The organism is Phormidium sp. CCY1219 (assembly GCF_055795085.1).
Genome location: NZ_JAYFEQ010000894.1, coordinates 35,221 through 50,514 on the forward strand (window position 1 = coordinate 35,221; position 15,294 = coordinate 50,514).

The 15,294-nt window shown below is 50.0% G+C and carries 16 protein-coding genes; 9 read left to right on the forward strand and 7 right to left on the reverse strand.

Features of this window, described 5'->3' with window-relative positions; translation table 11 throughout:
• Positions 1-205: 205 nt before the first annotated feature.
• The 3 genes from AC0QH1_RS29445 to AC0QH1_RS29455 all read right to left on the reverse strand — a co-directional run bounded on the left by AC0QH1_RS29445 (position 206) and on the right by AC0QH1_RS29455 (position 2,131).
• Positions 206-1,327 carry a site-2 protease family protein gene (locus AC0QH1_RS29445; RefSeq protein WP_324635008.1) on the reverse strand — a complete coding sequence of 374 codons (1,122 nt, stop codon included), beginning with the start codon at positions 1,325-1,327 and terminating at the stop codon, positions 206-208.
• A gap of 203 nt (positions 1,328-1,530) precedes the next feature.
• The gene (locus tag AC0QH1_RS29450; protein ID WP_324635024.1) at positions 1,531-1,791 is read right to left on the reverse strand and encodes a Mo-dependent nitrogenase C-terminal domain-containing protein; all 261 of its coding nucleotides are present in this window, start codon (positions 1,789-1,791) and stop codon (positions 1,531-1,533) included.
• Positions 1,792-1,987: 196 nt separating this feature from the next.
• Complete coding sequence (locus AC0QH1_RS29455; RefSeq protein ID WP_324635009.1) at positions 1,988-2,131, reverse strand: hypothetical protein; 144 nt, start codon at positions 2,129-2,131, stop codon at positions 1,988-1,990.
• Between the two features lie 338 nt (positions 2,132-2,469).
• On the opposite strand from AC0QH1_RS29455, the gene AC0QH1_RS29460 reads away from it, so the two are divergent.
• Positions 2,470-3,255 (forward strand): DUF4114 domain-containing protein, encoded by a 786-nt coding sequence (locus AC0QH1_RS29460; RefSeq protein WP_324635010.1) that lies wholly within the window; start codon positions 2,470-2,472, stop codon positions 3,253-3,255.
• A 126-nt stretch (positions 3,256-3,381) separates the two neighbouring features.
• Here AC0QH1_RS29460 and AC0QH1_RS29465 read toward each other — a convergent pair whose 3' ends face one another.
• Complete coding sequence (locus AC0QH1_RS29465) at positions 3,382-3,507, reverse strand: hypothetical protein (protein WP_324635011.1); 126 nt, start codon at positions 3,505-3,507, stop codon at positions 3,382-3,384.
• Between the two features lie 126 nt (positions 3,508-3,633).
• Here AC0QH1_RS29465 and AC0QH1_RS29470 point away from each other — a divergent pair, with 126 nt between their 5' ends.
• Positions 3,634-3,912: a hypothetical protein gene (locus AC0QH1_RS29470; RefSeq protein ID WP_324635012.1), complete on the forward strand. Its 279-nt coding sequence runs from the start codon at positions 3,634-3,636 to the stop codon at positions 3,910-3,912.
• An 8-nt stretch (positions 3,913-3,920) separates the two neighbouring features.
• Here AC0QH1_RS29470 and AC0QH1_RS29475 read toward each other — a convergent pair whose 3' ends face one another.
• Positions 3,921-5,129: a NupC/NupG family nucleoside CNT transporter gene (locus AC0QH1_RS29475; RefSeq protein WP_324635014.1), complete on the reverse strand. Its 1,209-nt coding sequence runs from the start codon at positions 5,127-5,129 to the stop codon at positions 3,921-3,923.
• A gap of 496 nt (positions 5,130-5,625) precedes the next feature.
• Between AC0QH1_RS29475 and AC0QH1_RS29480 the strand changes: the two genes are divergently transcribed.
• The 4 genes from AC0QH1_RS29480 to AC0QH1_RS29495 all read left to right on the forward strand — a co-directional run bounded on the left by AC0QH1_RS29480 (position 5,626) and on the right by AC0QH1_RS29495 (position 9,788).
• Complete coding sequence (locus AC0QH1_RS29480; protein WP_324635015.1) at positions 5,626-6,201, forward strand: PepSY domain-containing protein; 576 nt, start codon at positions 5,626-5,628, stop codon at positions 6,199-6,201.
• A 245-nt stretch (positions 6,202-6,446) separates the two neighbouring features.
• Positions 6,447-6,914, forward strand: coding sequence for a QcrA and Rieske domain-containing protein (locus tag AC0QH1_RS29485; RefSeq protein ID WP_324635016.1), 468 nt, complete (start codon positions 6,447-6,449; stop codon positions 6,912-6,914).
• A gap of 62 nt (positions 6,915-6,976) precedes the next feature.
• On the forward strand, positions 6,977-8,209 hold the full coding sequence (locus AC0QH1_RS29490; RefSeq protein WP_324635017.1) for an adenylate/guanylate cyclase domain-containing protein: 1,233 nt from the start codon (positions 6,977-6,979) through the stop codon (positions 8,207-8,209).
• A 181-nt stretch (positions 8,210-8,390) separates the two neighbouring features.
• Positions 8,391-9,788, forward strand: coding sequence for a hypothetical protein (locus tag AC0QH1_RS29495; RefSeq protein ID WP_324635018.1), 1,398 nt, complete (start codon positions 8,391-8,393; stop codon positions 9,786-9,788).
• 409 nt (positions 9,789-10,197) lie between these two features.
• Here the strand turns inward: AC0QH1_RS29495 and AC0QH1_RS29500 are convergent, their stop codons facing one another.
• Positions 10,198-11,082 carry a 4-hydroxybenzoate solanesyltransferase gene (locus AC0QH1_RS29500; protein ID WP_324635019.1) on the reverse strand — a complete coding sequence of 295 codons (885 nt, stop codon included), beginning with the start codon at positions 11,080-11,082 and terminating at the stop codon, positions 10,198-10,200.
• 93 nt (positions 11,083-11,175) lie between these two features.
• On the opposite strand from AC0QH1_RS29500, the gene AC0QH1_RS29505 reads away from it, so the two are divergent.
• The 3 genes from AC0QH1_RS29505 to patX all read left to right on the forward strand — a co-directional run bounded on the left by AC0QH1_RS29505 (position 11,176) and on the right by patX (position 14,846).
• Positions 11,176-12,819: a Ppx/GppA phosphatase family protein gene (locus tag AC0QH1_RS29505; protein WP_324635020.1), complete on the forward strand. Its 1,644-nt coding sequence runs from the start codon at positions 11,176-11,178 to the stop codon at positions 12,817-12,819.
• Positions 12,820-13,045: 226 nt separating this feature from the next.
• Positions 13,046-14,242, forward strand: a complete 1,197-nt coding sequence (locus AC0QH1_RS29510) for a hypothetical protein (RefSeq protein ID WP_324635021.1) — start codon at positions 13,046-13,048, stop codon at positions 14,240-14,242.
• A 259-nt stretch (positions 14,243-14,501) separates the two neighbouring features.
• Positions 14,502-14,846, forward strand: a complete 345-nt coding sequence (gene patX, locus AC0QH1_RS29515; protein ID WP_324635022.1) for a heterocyst-inhibiting protein PatX — start codon at positions 14,502-14,504, stop codon at positions 14,844-14,846.
• A gap of 177 nt (positions 14,847-15,023) precedes the next feature.
• Here patX and AC0QH1_RS29520 read toward each other — a convergent pair.
• Positions 15,024-15,294, reverse strand: a 271-nt coding sequence (locus AC0QH1_RS29520; protein ID WP_324635023.1) for a hypothetical protein, incomplete at its 5' end; no start/stop codon positions are given.

Below are 15,294 nucleotides of genomic sequence, written 5' to 3' on the forward strand. Positions count from 1 at the left end.
TAACAACTGACGAGAAACTGCTGCCAGAATGTTACCTTCTTTTGCACTCCAGATACTTGACAAAATAAACTGAAACTGATGCGAGACCTGACCGATGGGGGTCATTGGCCTTGCGCCCCTCCCTCCATCATTCAAAACCCCAATAAAAAAGCCTCCCGAGGGAGGCTTTTTTCTCTGCTAACGACTTAATGTCGCGCCGTATGAATTAGGCCGGTTTGGTTTCCGTAGGTTTTTGCAATTGGCGAAGGATTTCGGCTTTTTCCAGCAACCCGACTAATACGCCATTATCGTTAACCACCGGCAGTTGCGAAATGTCTTTTTGTTCCAACAAAGTGACCACTTCTAGCAAGGACAGGTCGGAATTGACAGTGGTGGTATTTTCCACCGTTTTCATCAAGTCTTTCACCTGAGTAGTAGGCCATTGCGAAGTAGAGACCAGTTTCAAATCATCCACCGAAATCGACCCGATAAAAGCGCCCGCTTCGTTAGTGACTAAGAACTTGCGCCATTGGGTTTGACCGATAATGTATTCGTTGGCAAATTCGCGCAGGGTCAGGTTTTCAGAAACGATGGGGCTATTGGGATTGACCGCATCAGCAGCAGTGAGGTGAGAGAGTTTGTCTTGAATCGTGGCAGACTGGGCCGCAGTTCCCGCATTTTGCAGCAAGAAGAAACCGATTAACAGCGTCCAGAAGCTACCGAAGTTACTGAGACCCAAGATAGAAAGTGCGCCAGTGACGATCGCGAACCATCCGATCGCTTGTCCCACTCGTCCGGCGAAAATTACCCCTTTATAGGGATTGCCGGTAATCTTCCATACCAAGGACTTGAGGATGTTCCCGCCATCGAGGGGCAAACCGGGAATCAGGTTAAACAGGGCGAGGATTAGGTTAATCGACGCTAACAGTCCCAGCATCGCGCCCACCGGACCGCCTACATTGGTGACGACTCCGATCGCGGTGAATATACCGAACAGCGCTAAGCTGACTAGCGGACCGGCGATCGCCACCCAAAACGATTCTCCCGGGGTTTTCGATTCTTTTTCTAAACTGGCTAAACCGCCGAATAAGAACAAAGTGATAGATTTCACTTCGATTCCCTGGCTAATCGCCACCAGGCTATGTCCCAGTTCGTGGGCTAACACCGAAGCAAACAGCAGCAACGCCGCCACAAAGCCCAACATCCAGGGAACTGCACCTCCCATTGGAAATTGTCCTGCCAGCCAACCCCCGTAACTTAGGGTGACTAAGCCCAGCACTAAAAACCAAGAAGGATTTATATAAAATGGGATTCCAAACAAGTTGCCTACACGGATATTGCCGTTCATTCAGGCTACCTCCTTTATCTCTATAAAATGCACCTTTGTCGTGCTTATGTACCTAATGTAACAAAACTTAATAGGAAAGTCAATCCCCCCTTAGTGGTAGAAACCGCACCCAAAGGTTCGGTTTCCGAAAAGCATACTCTGACTTTGATTGTAGGCTGCTTTTTCAGCAGCAATTTTCCCAAGAAAAATCCCGGCTTCCCTTCCTAGCAGTAAGCACTAATATCTTCGCCACATTCATCGGCGAGATAGCATAAAGCGCGGAATCGCAAACTCACCAGTTCCTCGTAAAAGGGATTGAGCTTGCACAGGGGCGGAATGTGAAACAGAGTGTGGCCAAACAAGTTCACGTCCCGCTCAAACGGACACTGCGCCGGAATTAACTTGCACAGCAAATGCGCCATTTCCGGATTGGTAACTTCAATGGCATCCAACCAGTGGCGCAATGGGTGAAGAATTTCATCCATCACGTGCAGAGATTTTTGCTTCCAATGATGTAAAGGCGTCGATAAAACAGGCATCGAGTTTCACTCCTCTTCTTTCTTTTTTCGTCTGAATTAATTTGCTATTTATAGTATGACCGATTTTAGGCCGGGATGCCGTGACCCAAAAGTAGTAAAAACCGTGATTTACACCTCAGCTTTTCGTGATGTAAAATACTCCTCAATGCGATCGCAAACAACCGCCACCGCGATCGAAATCACAGACACTCTCTCCCCAGAGTGAGATTGCCCCAGATTCCGCGATCGAACCCCCCACCGTCGGGTGCGTCACCCCCCGCAATTCATCAATGGGAGAATAACCCACGTTTGTGGGGGGGGTGACGCACCGCCCCCATAGCGCGATCGCCCTATATCCTTATCCCGAGGATGGGATGATTTCCCTCCCATGCCCCATGCCCGGGGATGAGTTGAGGCTACATAGCCGCAGAAAACCCCTTGAAATTTACAAACTCTTTACACAGCTCTCCTAAACTATAAAGATCCGAACAAGATAGATTTTTCCTCTTGCCTAAGCTGGAACATTGCCTCTAGAGTGGAAGTAAACAGAGGTGCAGTGACGCAAAGACTATTTCGCTACGCAGCGAAATTAGCCACAGTGTTTATTCAACCCATTAAAGTGTCGATAACGGAGACCAAAGAATCATGGCGATTCATACAAGTAAAAACCTTTCAACATTCAACGCGATCGCTCGCCAATCCGCGATTGGGGTAATGGCCCTGGTTGCTACCACTGCAACCCTACTCACTGCTGAAAGTGCCTCAGCTCAGGTGACGAGACAGCAGTATGACCAACAATACGAAAACGCACCCAGCGATTTGTTGCGCTTAGATTTCGACGCTTGGACGCAATTTAACGATCTGGTGAATGACGAGCGCAATTCCCTCAATACCCTCAATCTGCCGCAAGCTGACCTGAGCAAACTGCGTTGGTCCGGAGGCGTGCAAGATGTGGAAGTTTTCTTCATCAATGAAGGGGCGGGCTATCGCAATCAGCTATTTTACTCTGTAGATAGCGGAACCACGAAAAACAAGATTTTTGACGATATTTCTTCCCCCCTGAGCATTCTTTCCAACAGCAAAGGCCCCCTGAAACTGGGTGAAGGAGCCAGCTTGGGCAATTTTGCCGGAAACACCTTTATTGATTTCTTCGTGAAGTCTAACGGCAAAAATGGCGGCCAACAGTTCCTCGGGTTTGACCCAAATCTAAACTCCGACAACCTGACGCACGTTCTCGGATATACTGTGGGCGACTACTTGCTCCTGGGGTTTGAAGATATCGTGGGTGGCGGAGACGAGGATTACAATGACGTGGTTTTTGCCGTCAAAGGTGTGACCACTTCCGTACCCGAACCTTCTTTAATCCTCGGATTGTTAGGTGCCAGTTCTCTAATGATGATTCGCAAGCGCCACGCACAATCAGAAGCGTAATGTTAGCTGATTTAACAATAAACCCAGCCTGAGATAGGCAGGGTTTATTTTGCTTTTCAGCTCGATTGTCATCCGAACCCCCCACCGGTAGGGTGCGTCACCCCCCGCAATTCATCAATGGGAGAATCAGCCACGTTTGTGGGGGGGGTGACGCACCGGCCCCACACCCGCACCGGCATGAACCAATCCAATGGCGCTGGTTGCGGTTGCTTCGGCGATAATTACAAGGGCGCGTTGGGAAACCTGCATCATTACTTGCCTCAAACTCGATGATGCATCTAAAGTTGAAAAGAATTGTAACAAGTGCTTTACACCCGAGTGCCAATGTGTATTAACCCAGGCAGATGACCGATCGCCGAATTGGGCGATCGCTCTGGCATGGCAACATCATTAGCACTATTGGAAGATATCGAACTGGGTAAAGGCAATCTCGATGCTGCGGAACAATATTTAACCGAAGCTTTAGGGAAAATGGAAAAATTGGGAATGAGGTGGGAGATTGCCGAAACCAATTTTGACCTGGCGCTACTCTCGCGGAAGCGCGGTAACGAAGACATTGCCCAGCAGCATTACCAGAAAGCGCATGACATTTTTCAAGAATTGGGGGCGGCGAAGGATTTAGAACGCATTGAAAGAGAGTGGAATGGTGAGGATTGACCAATGACTTACAATAAGATGCCCGCGATGCAGGCGGTAGTGAAACAGGCAATGGAACCGGCAATCATGGTTCGCAGGCCCAAGCGAGCTAAATCCGGTTGACGATGGGGGGCGATCGCGCCAATGCCGCCAATTTGAATGGCGATCGAGCCGATGTTAGAAAAACCGCACAGAGCATAGGTGGCGATCGCAATGGCCCGTGGGGAGATTGCCTGATTTTGGATTAAACTTTGCAAATCCAAATAAGCAATAAACTCATTTAAAATCGTCTTTTTCCCCAACAAAACCCCCACCTGTGCCGCATCTACCCAAGGAACTCCCATCAACCACGCCACTGGTGCCATTAAATACGATAAAATCCACTCCAAAGAAAGTTGCGGCACTCCTACCCAACTGCCGATGCCGCCTAAAACTGCATTCACAAAAGCCAACAATCCCAAAAATGCGATGAGCATCGCTGCCACATTCAGAGCCAATTTTAACCCATCCCGCGCCCCAGATGCTGCCGCATCAATGGCATTGGCATAGGTAGTTTCCACTTCCATTTTTACCGTTCCTTGGGTGACAGATTTCTCCGTTTCCGGATACAGTAATTTAGAAATGGCCAATGCTGCCGGTGCGGACATCACCGAAGCGGCCAGCAAATGTTCTGCCGGAATTCCAAAGCTTAAATACGCCGCCAAAACCCCGCCGGCAATGGTAGCAAATCCCCCGGTCATTACTGCATGAAGTTCCGATTGGGTCAGTTTAGAAATATAGGGTTTAATCATTAAAGGAGATTCGGTCATTCCCACAAAAACATTCGCCGCACAACTGAGAGATTCCGCCCCAGAGGTCTGCATGGTTTTCATCATTCCCCATGCCATGCCCTGCACCAAGCGCTGCAAAATCTGATAGTGGTACAAAATGCTAATACAGGCGGAGAAAAAGATAATGGTAGGAATCACTTTAAACGCAAAAAAATGCTCGGTAAAATCCTCGCCAAACACAAATTCCGACCCAGCATCGGCAAAGTTGAGAAAGCGGTTTACGGTTTCGCCGAGAAACTCAAACAGGGCTAAACCCACGGGAGTTTTGAGGATAAAAACTCCCAAACCAAGCTGCAACCCAAGCCCCCATGCCACGGTGCGCCAGCGCACCGCTTTGCGATTCACCGAAAACGCATAACACAGCGCCACAAATGTCACCAATCCTAACAGAGAAATTGCTCGTTCCATGACTGATTTTTTACCCCTAAGCACGGATGCAAAATAATTTAACTCGTTCCCAGGTTACCGCCGAGAAACGCAACTGCCGAGGCGGAAGCGATCGCCGGCGTTTCTTAACCAACGAGTGAAGCTGGGGCAACCACTGCCGGCGAGAAACCCGGTTTTTTATCCCCTCGGAAGTGGGCGGAATAGAGGTGAGAAAAAATCGAGCGAAAATCGGACGAATTCGCAACCCATTTGACTCCAACCCCGCTTCTTGTCTCTTTTCCCCAAACCCCCCCGAATCGCCCCATATTCGCGAACATTTTACCAGAGGGTGGGTTACAATACAATAGACAAATGAAAAATAGTATTTTATAATAGCCTGGAAGGGGGGGCAGGGCACTGGAAGCGGTGCCGGCAAGGCTTCAGGCGTGGGACTTGACGCCCCTGGCGAAGAGTTACCCACATGATTGAAAGGGCGGGGATGACCTCAACGCGAATAACCATCGAGGAATAAAAAACAATGGATCGAGTTTTATTTCGCAAAATTCACCGAAAAATTGCGCCGATTTTGTTCTTTCCTTTATTGCTCAGCGCCCTCACCGGCATCATTTATCGCCTGGGCAAAAGCTGGTTTGGCATGTCTCCAGACACCGCCAATTTTTTTATGGTGATTCACCAAGGGGAATTCTTGGGAAATCCCATCAAACCGATTTACGTGCTATTGGTTGGGTTAGGACTGATTGGCGCGATCGCCACTGGTTTGACCCTGATGCGCCGAGGCGGAAGCGATCGCGCGAAAAACCGTGCCAAAAAATTCAGCGATCGCCAGTTGCATCGCCTCCTAGCCCCGATTTTTTTCCTCCCCTTACTGCTCAGCGCCCTAACTGGAATTATCTACCGCCTGGGCAAAAGTTGGTTTGGCATGTCTCCTGACACCGCTCATCTGTTTATGGTAATTCACCAAGGGGAATATCTAGGAGATGTCTTGAAGCCAATTTACGTTTTGCTAGTCGGATTAGGGGCGATCGCACTCCTCATCACCGGCATCCAAATGCTGGGCTGGTTTCGCCACCGCAAAGGCAAAAAAGCAGTTTAAATTCTGGCAAATGGTATGGCATTTTTGACTCCTTCCCAGCACATGCGGGGAACGCCTCCCCTTCCCAAAGTAAGGCAAGCCCAATCGGCACGCTTGCTTAAATGTTATGGCATTTTGGCCTTCAGCCATTATAGAATAAGAGGATATGCTTTCCCCAAGTCGCCGGAGCAAAATCTCCGGAAGTTGGCCGGAGGGAAATGGCATTTTCGGGCAAAATTCGTAGTTCTAGCAACGGAGAAAAAGGAATGAATCGTCGGGAGTTTATGAGTTGGGTGAGTGTTGGTTGCATGGCCAGTTTTTTACCCGTGGCGATCGCCGCTTGTTCCCCCAACGAACAAGCCCAAACCGAAAGCTCCAATCCGCCACCGCCGCCACCGCCCACCGATTCTTCAGAGTCCGAGGGATTTGAAGCGGTGGGCACCGTAACTGAATTAGACGAAAACGGTGCAATCCTCAATAAAGAATTTCCCGGCGGTTCGGTTCTGGTTATCAGAAACCCGGAAGATGCGGCGATCGTAAATGCCGTGAATCCCACTTGCACCCACGAAGGCTGTACGGTAGAATGGAATGTCGGCGAGAGCAAATATATCTGTCCCTGCCACGATGCCGAATACAGTGCAGACGGCACAGTGCTGCAAGGGCCAGCAACAGAGTCTTTAGCCACTTATACAGTTAAAATTGAAGGAGACTCCGTGTTGGTCAAATCCCTTTAATGGGGTGGGGAGCATCACAAAATCGAGATGCAGATTCGCCATAAAAATTCACCGCCAAAGCCGTGTTAAAACAGTTGTTTCGCAATTCGTCACAAGATGTTATTGAAGAACGTCTAAACGGATCCCGTTGGGGTGCGTTTGTTAGCGAGCTGTTGTCGAATAGCGGGCATTTTTTGATTTTTAACGCGCTCTCAGAAATGGCGTTAATGAGTTGGACTGACTATTTAATCCACACCGGGCATTATTTAATTGTAGGTGCAATGTTTGCCCAAGCCTGGTACTTATCTCGACCCAATCCCCATCGGTTTTGGGGAAACTTTATCGGTCCATCGATTTACACCCTGAGCGATTTACCCCTAGAAGGGCTGGAATTTTTTGCCGAACCGAATCACCTGATTTTGTGGTGCTTTGCTGTGATGATTGCTACCTCGCAATTCATCCGCTTTCATAAGCCATCTCAGACCGCCACTTGGATTATTCCCCTAGAAAGTTTGACCAGAACTAGCATGGTGATTGCCCTGTATGGGGCACTGATCTACAAATCTTACCCCGAGGCCACCGGATGGGAAAGTTTCATCAATATTCTCCGGATTCCCCATCATCAATTTATCATTCAAAGTACGATGGTGGTGGGATTGTTGCTGGGACTGCAGACGTTACAGGTGACATCTCAACGGAAAAAACTGCAAGAAACTGCTGGTTTGTTGCGGAATTTGGCACAATGGGGAATGGGAAATCATGCAGTGAAACAAGCGGTCATCAATCCGGAAGAATTGGGATTTCGGCGACGCGATCGCGCCATTTTATTTATGGATATTCGCGGATTTACCCACTGGTGCGAAGAAACTTCTCCCGATATTGTCGCCGCCGTGCTTAATTCTTATTATCGCACAGTAGAACCCGCCGCCGCTAAATTTCAACCGTTAAGAATTACCTTAACCGCCGATGAAATTATGGCAATTTACGCCACTCCCCAGCAAGCGATCGCCGCCGCCCGCGCCATGCAAAATGCAGCCGAAACCCTGCTTGCGCCCCATCAATTAGGGGCGGGATGTGCCTTGCATTACGGAAGCGTAATTGAAGGATTATTTGGCAGCGATCGCGTCCGCACTTACACCGCGATCGGAGATGTGGTCAACACGGCAAAACGGTTAGAAACAGCCACCCCAGCCGGAGAAATTACCCTCTCCGATCGCATTTATCAATGCATGGAAGAAAAGCTAGAAGTCGAACCGCGCGAACCAATCGCCGCCAAAGGCAAAACTGAACCCATCGCCGCATGGCGGTTAAAGTAAGCCGCGCAAACATCCGCATCCCTAAATTTTTGCCAGGTTAAACTAACACTTTATCCGGAAATTGGCGGAACGGAAAAGCGCGATCGCCCGCCCACAAAGTTGATGTAAAAGTCATCCCGACTGAGCTATTCAATCCTTGTAGAGTCTAAAATGCTGACTTCAAAAGCCAGGAGAAAAAGGGATGCAGCTACCGTGGTTCGCTAAATTCAGCCTATTTTTATTCTTCCTTTCCGTTCCGCTTTTAATGCCCCCCACCGACTCCCTCCAGTGTTCGATGTTAGTCTGGAGTCGAGAAATCCGCGATTTTGGCGACGATGGATCCGACGGATTCGACGGACGAGATGGGAGAAATGGTCGTCCCGGGGACAACCAAACCCTTTTCGCCGATGGAAGCTCTATCCTGTTGGATCTCTCCGGGACCGACGGCGAGGATGGCGAGGATGGCGACAATGGGGATGATGCCCGCTGTCGCCGACAACCGCGCAACGTGGATTACGACCTGCGCGCCCCAGATGGCGGCGATGGCGGCGATGGCGGCGATGGCGGCGATGGCGGCCAAGGCGGTTTTCTCACTATATATTATACCAATCGAGACCATTTAAACAACATTTTCGTGAATGCAGCCGGCGGAAAAGGCGGGCGATCGGGACGCGGGGGCAATGGGGGCGACGGATGCGACTGTCGCGAACGGGATTGGGATGTGCGCGTGTGCGAAGATAGCCTCAACACTTCGCAACCGCAATGCCGAGAGCGAGAGTTTCGTTGCTACGATGGGTCAGACGGTCGCAATGGCTCTTGGGGTGCCAGCGGTGGGAACGGACGCCTGGGAACGCTCACATTAATTAACCGCCAGGAACCCTTAGCGGAAGACAACCCGGCGATCGCCGTTCCCATCTCCCAACTCGCCAGCTTAGACGTTGTTCTCTCTCGCAATCGCTGGGAAACCCGCCAAGGTGCGAGCTTGCTGTTAGCACCCGGTTCTAAAATTGCCGATGAATATCGCGAATTTCGCGATCGCATCGAACGCCCGGTTCGCGTAACCTGGGAAGCAGGGCGATCGACCTACAATTTTACCGATACTCGCGCCAACTTTCGCTTAACCGAGGATAACAAAGTCGAGCTTTTCTTCCCAGAAGACATTTGGGTGCAAGCACAGCAATTTGTGGAAACCGACCGAACCAACATCATCATTTCTAACCTCATCCGGGAAAGCGAAGCCACCGAGCTTACCTTGGTCGAATTTGCCAGCAACGGCGAAAATCTAACCCTCAGTTTGATTGACCGAGGGCAAGTCTCCGACATCGTAACCACCGAATTCGCCATCACCTATCGCGCCACCACCTCCAGCGTGTGGTTTAGCCGCAACCGAGACTATCGCACCCGCTACGAGGGCAAAATTCCCCCGGAATTGGTGACGCAAAATTACAATCGCTTGACCTTAAATTTGGGTCAATTACCCATAGAATCGCAATACTTGCAACCCGGAGTTGGGGTAGAAATCGAGTTACTCGTGACTCGTTCGTTAGGCGAACGTTCCACTCAGCAAATCATCACGTGGAAAGGAGAAATTAAAGGGTAAAGGGGTACAGGTTTAAAAACCGGGGGATTGAAATCGCGCCTTGGCAAGCAATATTGGAGAAAACCGGGGGATTGAAATCGCGCCTTGGCAAGCTAAGTCCGCCTACGCGGACTCATTTTTTTTGACAATATTGGGGGGAAAGAAAGCGGGGGATTGAAATCGCGCCTTGGCAAGAAAGGCGATTGAAATCGCGCCTTGGCAAGCTAAGTCCGCCTACGCGGACTCATTTTTTTACAAGAAAGGCGATTGAAATCGCGCCTTGGCAAGCTAAGTCCGCCTACGCGGACTCATTTTTTGACTGCTATTTCCTCCGATTAATATTAGTCGTCTTTAGACGACTTGAGCTATAAGCCGGGGACTTTAAGTCCCCGGCGTTTATCCGAATACAACCAGCCCTCGCCAATTTTGGTTAAATAAAATAACTGCCAATCATGCCAGCCAACAACAGAAAGCCGATGGAAACATTTTGGCCGAAGATTTGACCGTAAATTGGTTTGGGCGGATTGTCTTGGCGCAATTGCAGGTATTGCCAACCCCAAAGAATTGCGCCGCACCCCAAGGCAATCCAGAAGGGAAAACTGAGGTGACGGGTTGCGCCTTCCCAGGCGAGGAAAGCAATCGTGCCGAGGAAAAAGAAGCCCACCGCTTCCGGGGCGCGATCGCCGAAAAATATAGCGCTAGAGTTGACCCCCACGCGCAAATCGTCCTCGCGATCGCTCATGGCATACACCGTATCGAACCCCAAGGTCCACAGAATCGTTGCCCCCCAGAGAATCCAAGTATCTGGTTCTAAGTGAGAAACTGCAGCGGTCCAACTAATCAACACCGCAAATCCCCAAGCAATGGAGAGGACCAGTTGGGGCACGGGAAACGCCCGCTTTGCCAGGGGATAGCCGATAATCACCGGTACAGCAGCCACGCAGAGGGCAAAACTGAGGGGATTGAGATAGAGGGCCAGAATAGCGGCACAGCACAGGGCCACCATTGCCACCACAATGCCGGTCGTAATCGAAAGTTTGCGGGAAGCCAGAGGGCGATCGCGGGTGCGTTCCACTTGCGGGTCGATATCCCGGTCCCACAGGTCATTCACCACGCATCCCGCCGCGCTGGTGGCAAAAGTCCCCAACACAATTACCCCCACCAGGGGCACTGGCGGGGTTCCCCGTGCGGCCAAAAACACAGCCCACAGGGCAGGAACCATTAAAATCAAGCGTCCCGCCGGTTTATTCCACCGCAGCAGGCGCAGCACCGCTTTCCAGGTGGGTTCGGTTTGGTTTTCTGGTGACGTTAACATGAGATTCACTGAAAGTTTTTCGCGATTGTCCCATTAATTAAGATATCGTTAGTCTGGAAGTCTGAAATGGGATAAGCACCCCAAACAATCGCAATGGTTAAATCAGTTCCGATAATGAGGATTCCCGCTCCAAATCGGGAGCAGCAGCGCATTCTCGCGGCTATCGATATGGGCACCAACTCCCTGCATATGGTGGTGGTGCAAATCGATGCAAGCTTACCCACCTTTACGATTATTGCCAAAGAGAAAGAAACCGTGCGTCTCGGCGATCGCGAGACCAAAACCGGCAACCTGAAACCGGAAGTCATGGCACGGACAATGGCTGCACTGCGTCGATTCCAGGAACTCGCCCACAGTTTGAATGCCGAACACATCGTCGCCGTCGCCACTTCCGCTGTGAGAGAATCTCCCAACGGGCGCGATTTTCTCAAAGAAATCGAGCGGGAATTGGATTTGCGCGTTAATTTAATTTCCGGTCAAGAAGAAGCGCGACGCATTTACCTCGGCGTGCTTTCCTGCATGGAATTTAACAAAGAACCCCACATTATTATCGATATTGGCGGCGGTTCTACGGAATTAATTTTAGGCGATGGTCACGAACCCCGGTCCCTGAGTAGCACCAAAGTCGGTGCAGTGCGCCTCACCAGCGAATTTGTCACCACAGATCCTATCAGTAACGACGAGTTTAAATACCTGCAAGCCTACATTCGCGGAATGCTCGAGCGTCCGGTAGAAGAGCTGCAAAACCACTTATTTCCCCAACAAGAAGAACCGCGTTTGGTCGGCACCTCCGGGACGATTGAAACTTTAGCAGCAATTGACGCGCGCGAGCAACTCGGCACCGAACCCTCACCGCTGACGGGGTACGAATTGAAGTTAAAAAACTTGCAAGACATCGTACAACAATTGCGGAAGCTTTCTTATGAGGAACGGGTAGAAGTGCCCGGGATTTCCGAGAAGCGCGCGGAAATTATTTTGGCAGGGGCATTAATTTTGCAAGAAGCGATGACCGTGTTGGGGATAGACTCCCTGACCATTTGCGAGCGATCGCTGCGCGAAGGAGTGATCGTGGATTGGATGCTCGCTCACGGGTTAATCGAAGACCGCCTGCGGTTTCAAAGTTCCATTCGTCAGCGCAGCACCTTAAAACTGGCGCAAAAATATCAGGTAAATCTGGAATCTGCCGAGCGCGTTGCCGCATTTGTTCTCAGCTTTTTCGACCAAACTGAAGGCATTTTGCACGAGTGGGGATTAGACGAACGGGAACTGCTATGGACTGCGGCAATTTTGCATAACTGCGGCATTCACATCAGCCATTCTTCCCACCACAAGCACTCGTATTATTTAATTCGCAACGGCGAACTGCTCGGTTATACGGATTTAGAAGTAGAAGCGATCGCCAATCTCGCGCGATACCATCGGCAAAGTGCGCCGAAGAAAAAGCACGATAATTATCGCAATCTGCCCAAACACTATCGGAAAATGGTGGCGCAATTGAGTGCATTGTTGCGATTGTCCGTTGCCCTCGATCGCCGCCAAATTGGCGCGATCGCCGACGTGGAATGCCACTACGACGCCAAGAAAAAAGAACTGCACCTGAAACTGCAACCCACCGAACCCGACGACAAGTGCGTGTTAGAACTCTGGAGCTTGGAGCAAAAGAAACAAGTGTTTGAAGAGGAATACGGCGTCCGCTTAGTTGCCAGTTTAAAATCCACGCCAGTGGCCGTGGGTTAGAATAAAATCAAGCCATTGGCTGATAGTCAAGAAGTTCGCGGCGATCGCCTCGGATGGCAGAGTCCGTGATTTGGCGTTATCTCCCGACTCTCCAGCGTCATCAATGGCCGAGCTTCCGAAATTTTGCAGTGGGTGTGTGGGCCGGGAAATTTCACCGCCAACCGAGAGTCATTACCGTGCAAACTGACAGATTCATCGTAACCTAAGCCCCCAATTTGCGATCGCCATGAAATCTTCTTTTTTCCGTTCCTATCTCCAAACCCTCGCGCGATACAAATGGCTTGCTGTCGCCCTCTTTATCGCCTCCGTTGGCATCTCGGGGTTCATGGCATTTCAAATCGAACCCCAGCCAAAATATATTGCTGTAGGTGCCTTGAGAGCCAACCCTACCGAGGATTCCCTCACCCCCACCACCCGCCAAATTATCAAACAAGGACAGCAATTTTCTCGGGCAGAAGAATTAGTCAATCTGTTGCTGGCAGAAAATGTCCTAAAAGCCGTGGCAGATTATATCCAAGTTCCTCCAGAAGAAGTGCGGCAAAAATTGTTATTAAAACTGCCCAGTGAAGAAACCGCCGGCATGCTGCAAGTATTATATCGAGATGACAATTCCGAAACCGCAAATCAAGCCGTAGCCGCCTTAATGGAGGCAATGGTGCAGCAGAGTCAATTGATTAATAATGCTCGCTTAACCGCCCGGGTAGAAAAACTGAAAAAAACTTTACCCCAAGCGCGGGAAAACCTCCAGCAAGCGGAACAAAACCTGTACGACTATTATGGGGCCGACGAAGCAGAACTCTCGCGATTGGAAGCAGAGGTAACGCAGCAAAAAGAACGAGTGGAGCAACTGCAAGCGGCACTTTCACAAGCCGAAGCATCCCAGTCGCAAATGGTCAGCAGTTTAGCGATCGCCCAAGCGCCGCAAGTCTCCCCCACCAAATCCAACCAAAGGTTTTTCCTCACCTTAGCCAGCGGAGCGATCGTCGGGGTGTTGCTTGGTGGCGGCTTGATTTTACTCCTCACAGCGATTCCGAAAAAGTCGCCTCCCCTGCAGCTTCGACAACCGTTATTAAACGCCTATAAAGGGCGATGTGCCATTACCGGATGTGACGTGGAAGATGCCCTAGAAATTCTCTGGCTGGAATCCCAGGGGGGCGATGGAACCCATGCGGTGGGCAATGGAGTGGTCTTAAGGGCGGATATTCACAAGCTGTTCTTGGCGCAGCAAATGGCGATCGAGCCAATGACGTTAAAAGTGGTGTTATCCCCCAACCTGCGGAAAACCAGCTATGGCAAACTTGCCGGGAGAGCGATCGCACTTCCCGATGCGGAAGACAATCGCCCCAATATTGAAGCGATCGAACGGCATTATCGTCACTGTGACTGGATAGAGGCGCAGCAAAAAGAACCGGAAGCAGGTTAAAGTCCCCGGTTAGGGGATTATATATTCTCAACCTTTATCCGCAATTAACCCGGATTGCGTGGATTAGCGCCGAACCGCAATCTTTGCGTTTTCTCGTCATCAAAAAAAAATACTGCTTTTTCTTTACTGAAAAAATTTTGCAGGGACAGTTTGCTAACTGGCGGATTTTAAATTTCTGACGCTTTCGGATTTTCTTTATCCCGATCGCGCGAGGGAAATGCGTATTAGGGAACAGAAGTTTTTAAAGACAAGTTCCTTTATGCGTCTCTATACCTCTGTGCTCCTTTCCACCTTCCTGCTTGCTGGTGTTGCTACCAGTGCCCAAGCAATGGAGTCTCGCTTTTCTTCCAAAAGCGATTTTAATTCTCCCTTACAACTATTCTCTCAACAACAACAAACCAAAAATCAAGAAAATTGTGAAATTGACGACCCGAAACCCGGTTGCAGTCGTCGCGATCTGCGCGTTTTTGGGTCGTTTGATGCCAAATCCTCGCTTTTGGCTGAAACCCCAATCCAGCGCCAGAAAGCGGACGCGCCCTGCACGCAAGCTCAAATTCCCCAAGATGATGACGACCAACGGGGTAGTGGACGATGCAAACCGTAATCCCAACCCATTTAATCGACGTTCACTTCTTCTTTGAACCCTGCGGCTTTGACCAAACCCCTTCATTTTATCTCCTAATGGTCAGCCGCAATTGTCCTCAAATCTCTTAAGTTTAACGAGTATTTCAACTAATATTAATCCCATATTTTTTGGGAATAGAAATCGCCCGGTGTAATTTCAGCGCGGATTAAAACATCGGCTTAATTTCGCTGCAATGCCATGTGGGCAAAAACCTACTGGACAGGGAATGGCTTCCGCCGCCCTGTCCAGGGGGTTTTTTGCATATAAACGCTGACATTGCAACGTCCGACACCACATCAGAACCCTCGCGGCGAATGAATAGCAGCCGCGATCGCCAAATGGATGCGGTGCATTTTTTATTTGAATATTTGGTCGAGAGGCTTTCCCTGTGGTAGAATGCGCGGATATCTCCATATGGTTCACCCTC

Coding starts and splice junctions, on each gene's coding strand:
- AC0QH1_RS29445 (WP_324635008.1), bottom strand. CDS start 1,327: ATGAACGGCAATATCCGTGTAGGCAACTTGTTTGGAATCCCATTTTAT.
- AC0QH1_RS29450 (WP_324635024.1), bottom strand. CDS start 1,791: ATGGATGAAATTCTTCACCCATTGCGCCACTGGTTGGATGCCATTGAA.
- AC0QH1_RS29460 (WP_324635010.1), top strand. CDS start 2,470: ATGGCGATTCATACAAGTAAAAACCTTTCAACATTCAACGCGATCGCT.
- AC0QH1_RS29465 (WP_324635011.1), bottom strand. CDS start 3,507: ATGATGCAGGTTTCCCAACGCGCCCTTGTAATTATCGCCGAAGCAACC.
- AC0QH1_RS29470 (WP_324635012.1), top strand. CDS start 3,634: ATGGCAACATCATTAGCACTATTGGAAGATATCGAACTGGGTAAAGGC.
- AC0QH1_RS29475 (WP_324635014.1), bottom strand. CDS start 5,129: ATGGAACGAGCAATTTCTCTGTTAGGATTGGTGACATTTGTGGCGCTG.
- AC0QH1_RS29480 (WP_324635015.1), top strand. CDS start 5,626: ATGGATCGAGTTTTATTTCGCAAAATTCACCGAAAAATTGCGCCGATT.
- AC0QH1_RS29485 (WP_324635016.1), top strand. CDS start 6,447: ATGAATCGTCGGGAGTTTATGAGTTGGGTGAGTGTTGGTTGCATGGCC.
- AC0QH1_RS29495 (WP_324635018.1), top strand. CDS start 8,391: ATGCAGCTACCGTGGTTCGCTAAATTCAGCCTATTTTTATTCTTCCTT.
- AC0QH1_RS29500 (WP_324635019.1), bottom strand. CDS start 11,082: ATGTTAACGTCACCAGAAAACCAAACCGAACCCACCTGGAAAGCGGTG.
- AC0QH1_RS29505 (WP_324635020.1), top strand. CDS start 11,176: ATGGTTAAATCAGTTCCGATAATGAGGATTCCCGCTCCAAATCGGGAG.
- AC0QH1_RS29510 (WP_324635021.1), top strand. CDS start 13,046: ATGAAATCTTCTTTTTTCCGTTCCTATCTCCAAACCCTCGCGCGATAC.
- patX (WP_324635022.1), top strand. CDS start 14,502: ATGCGTCTCTATACCTCTGTGCTCCTTTCCACCTTCCTGCTTGCTGGT.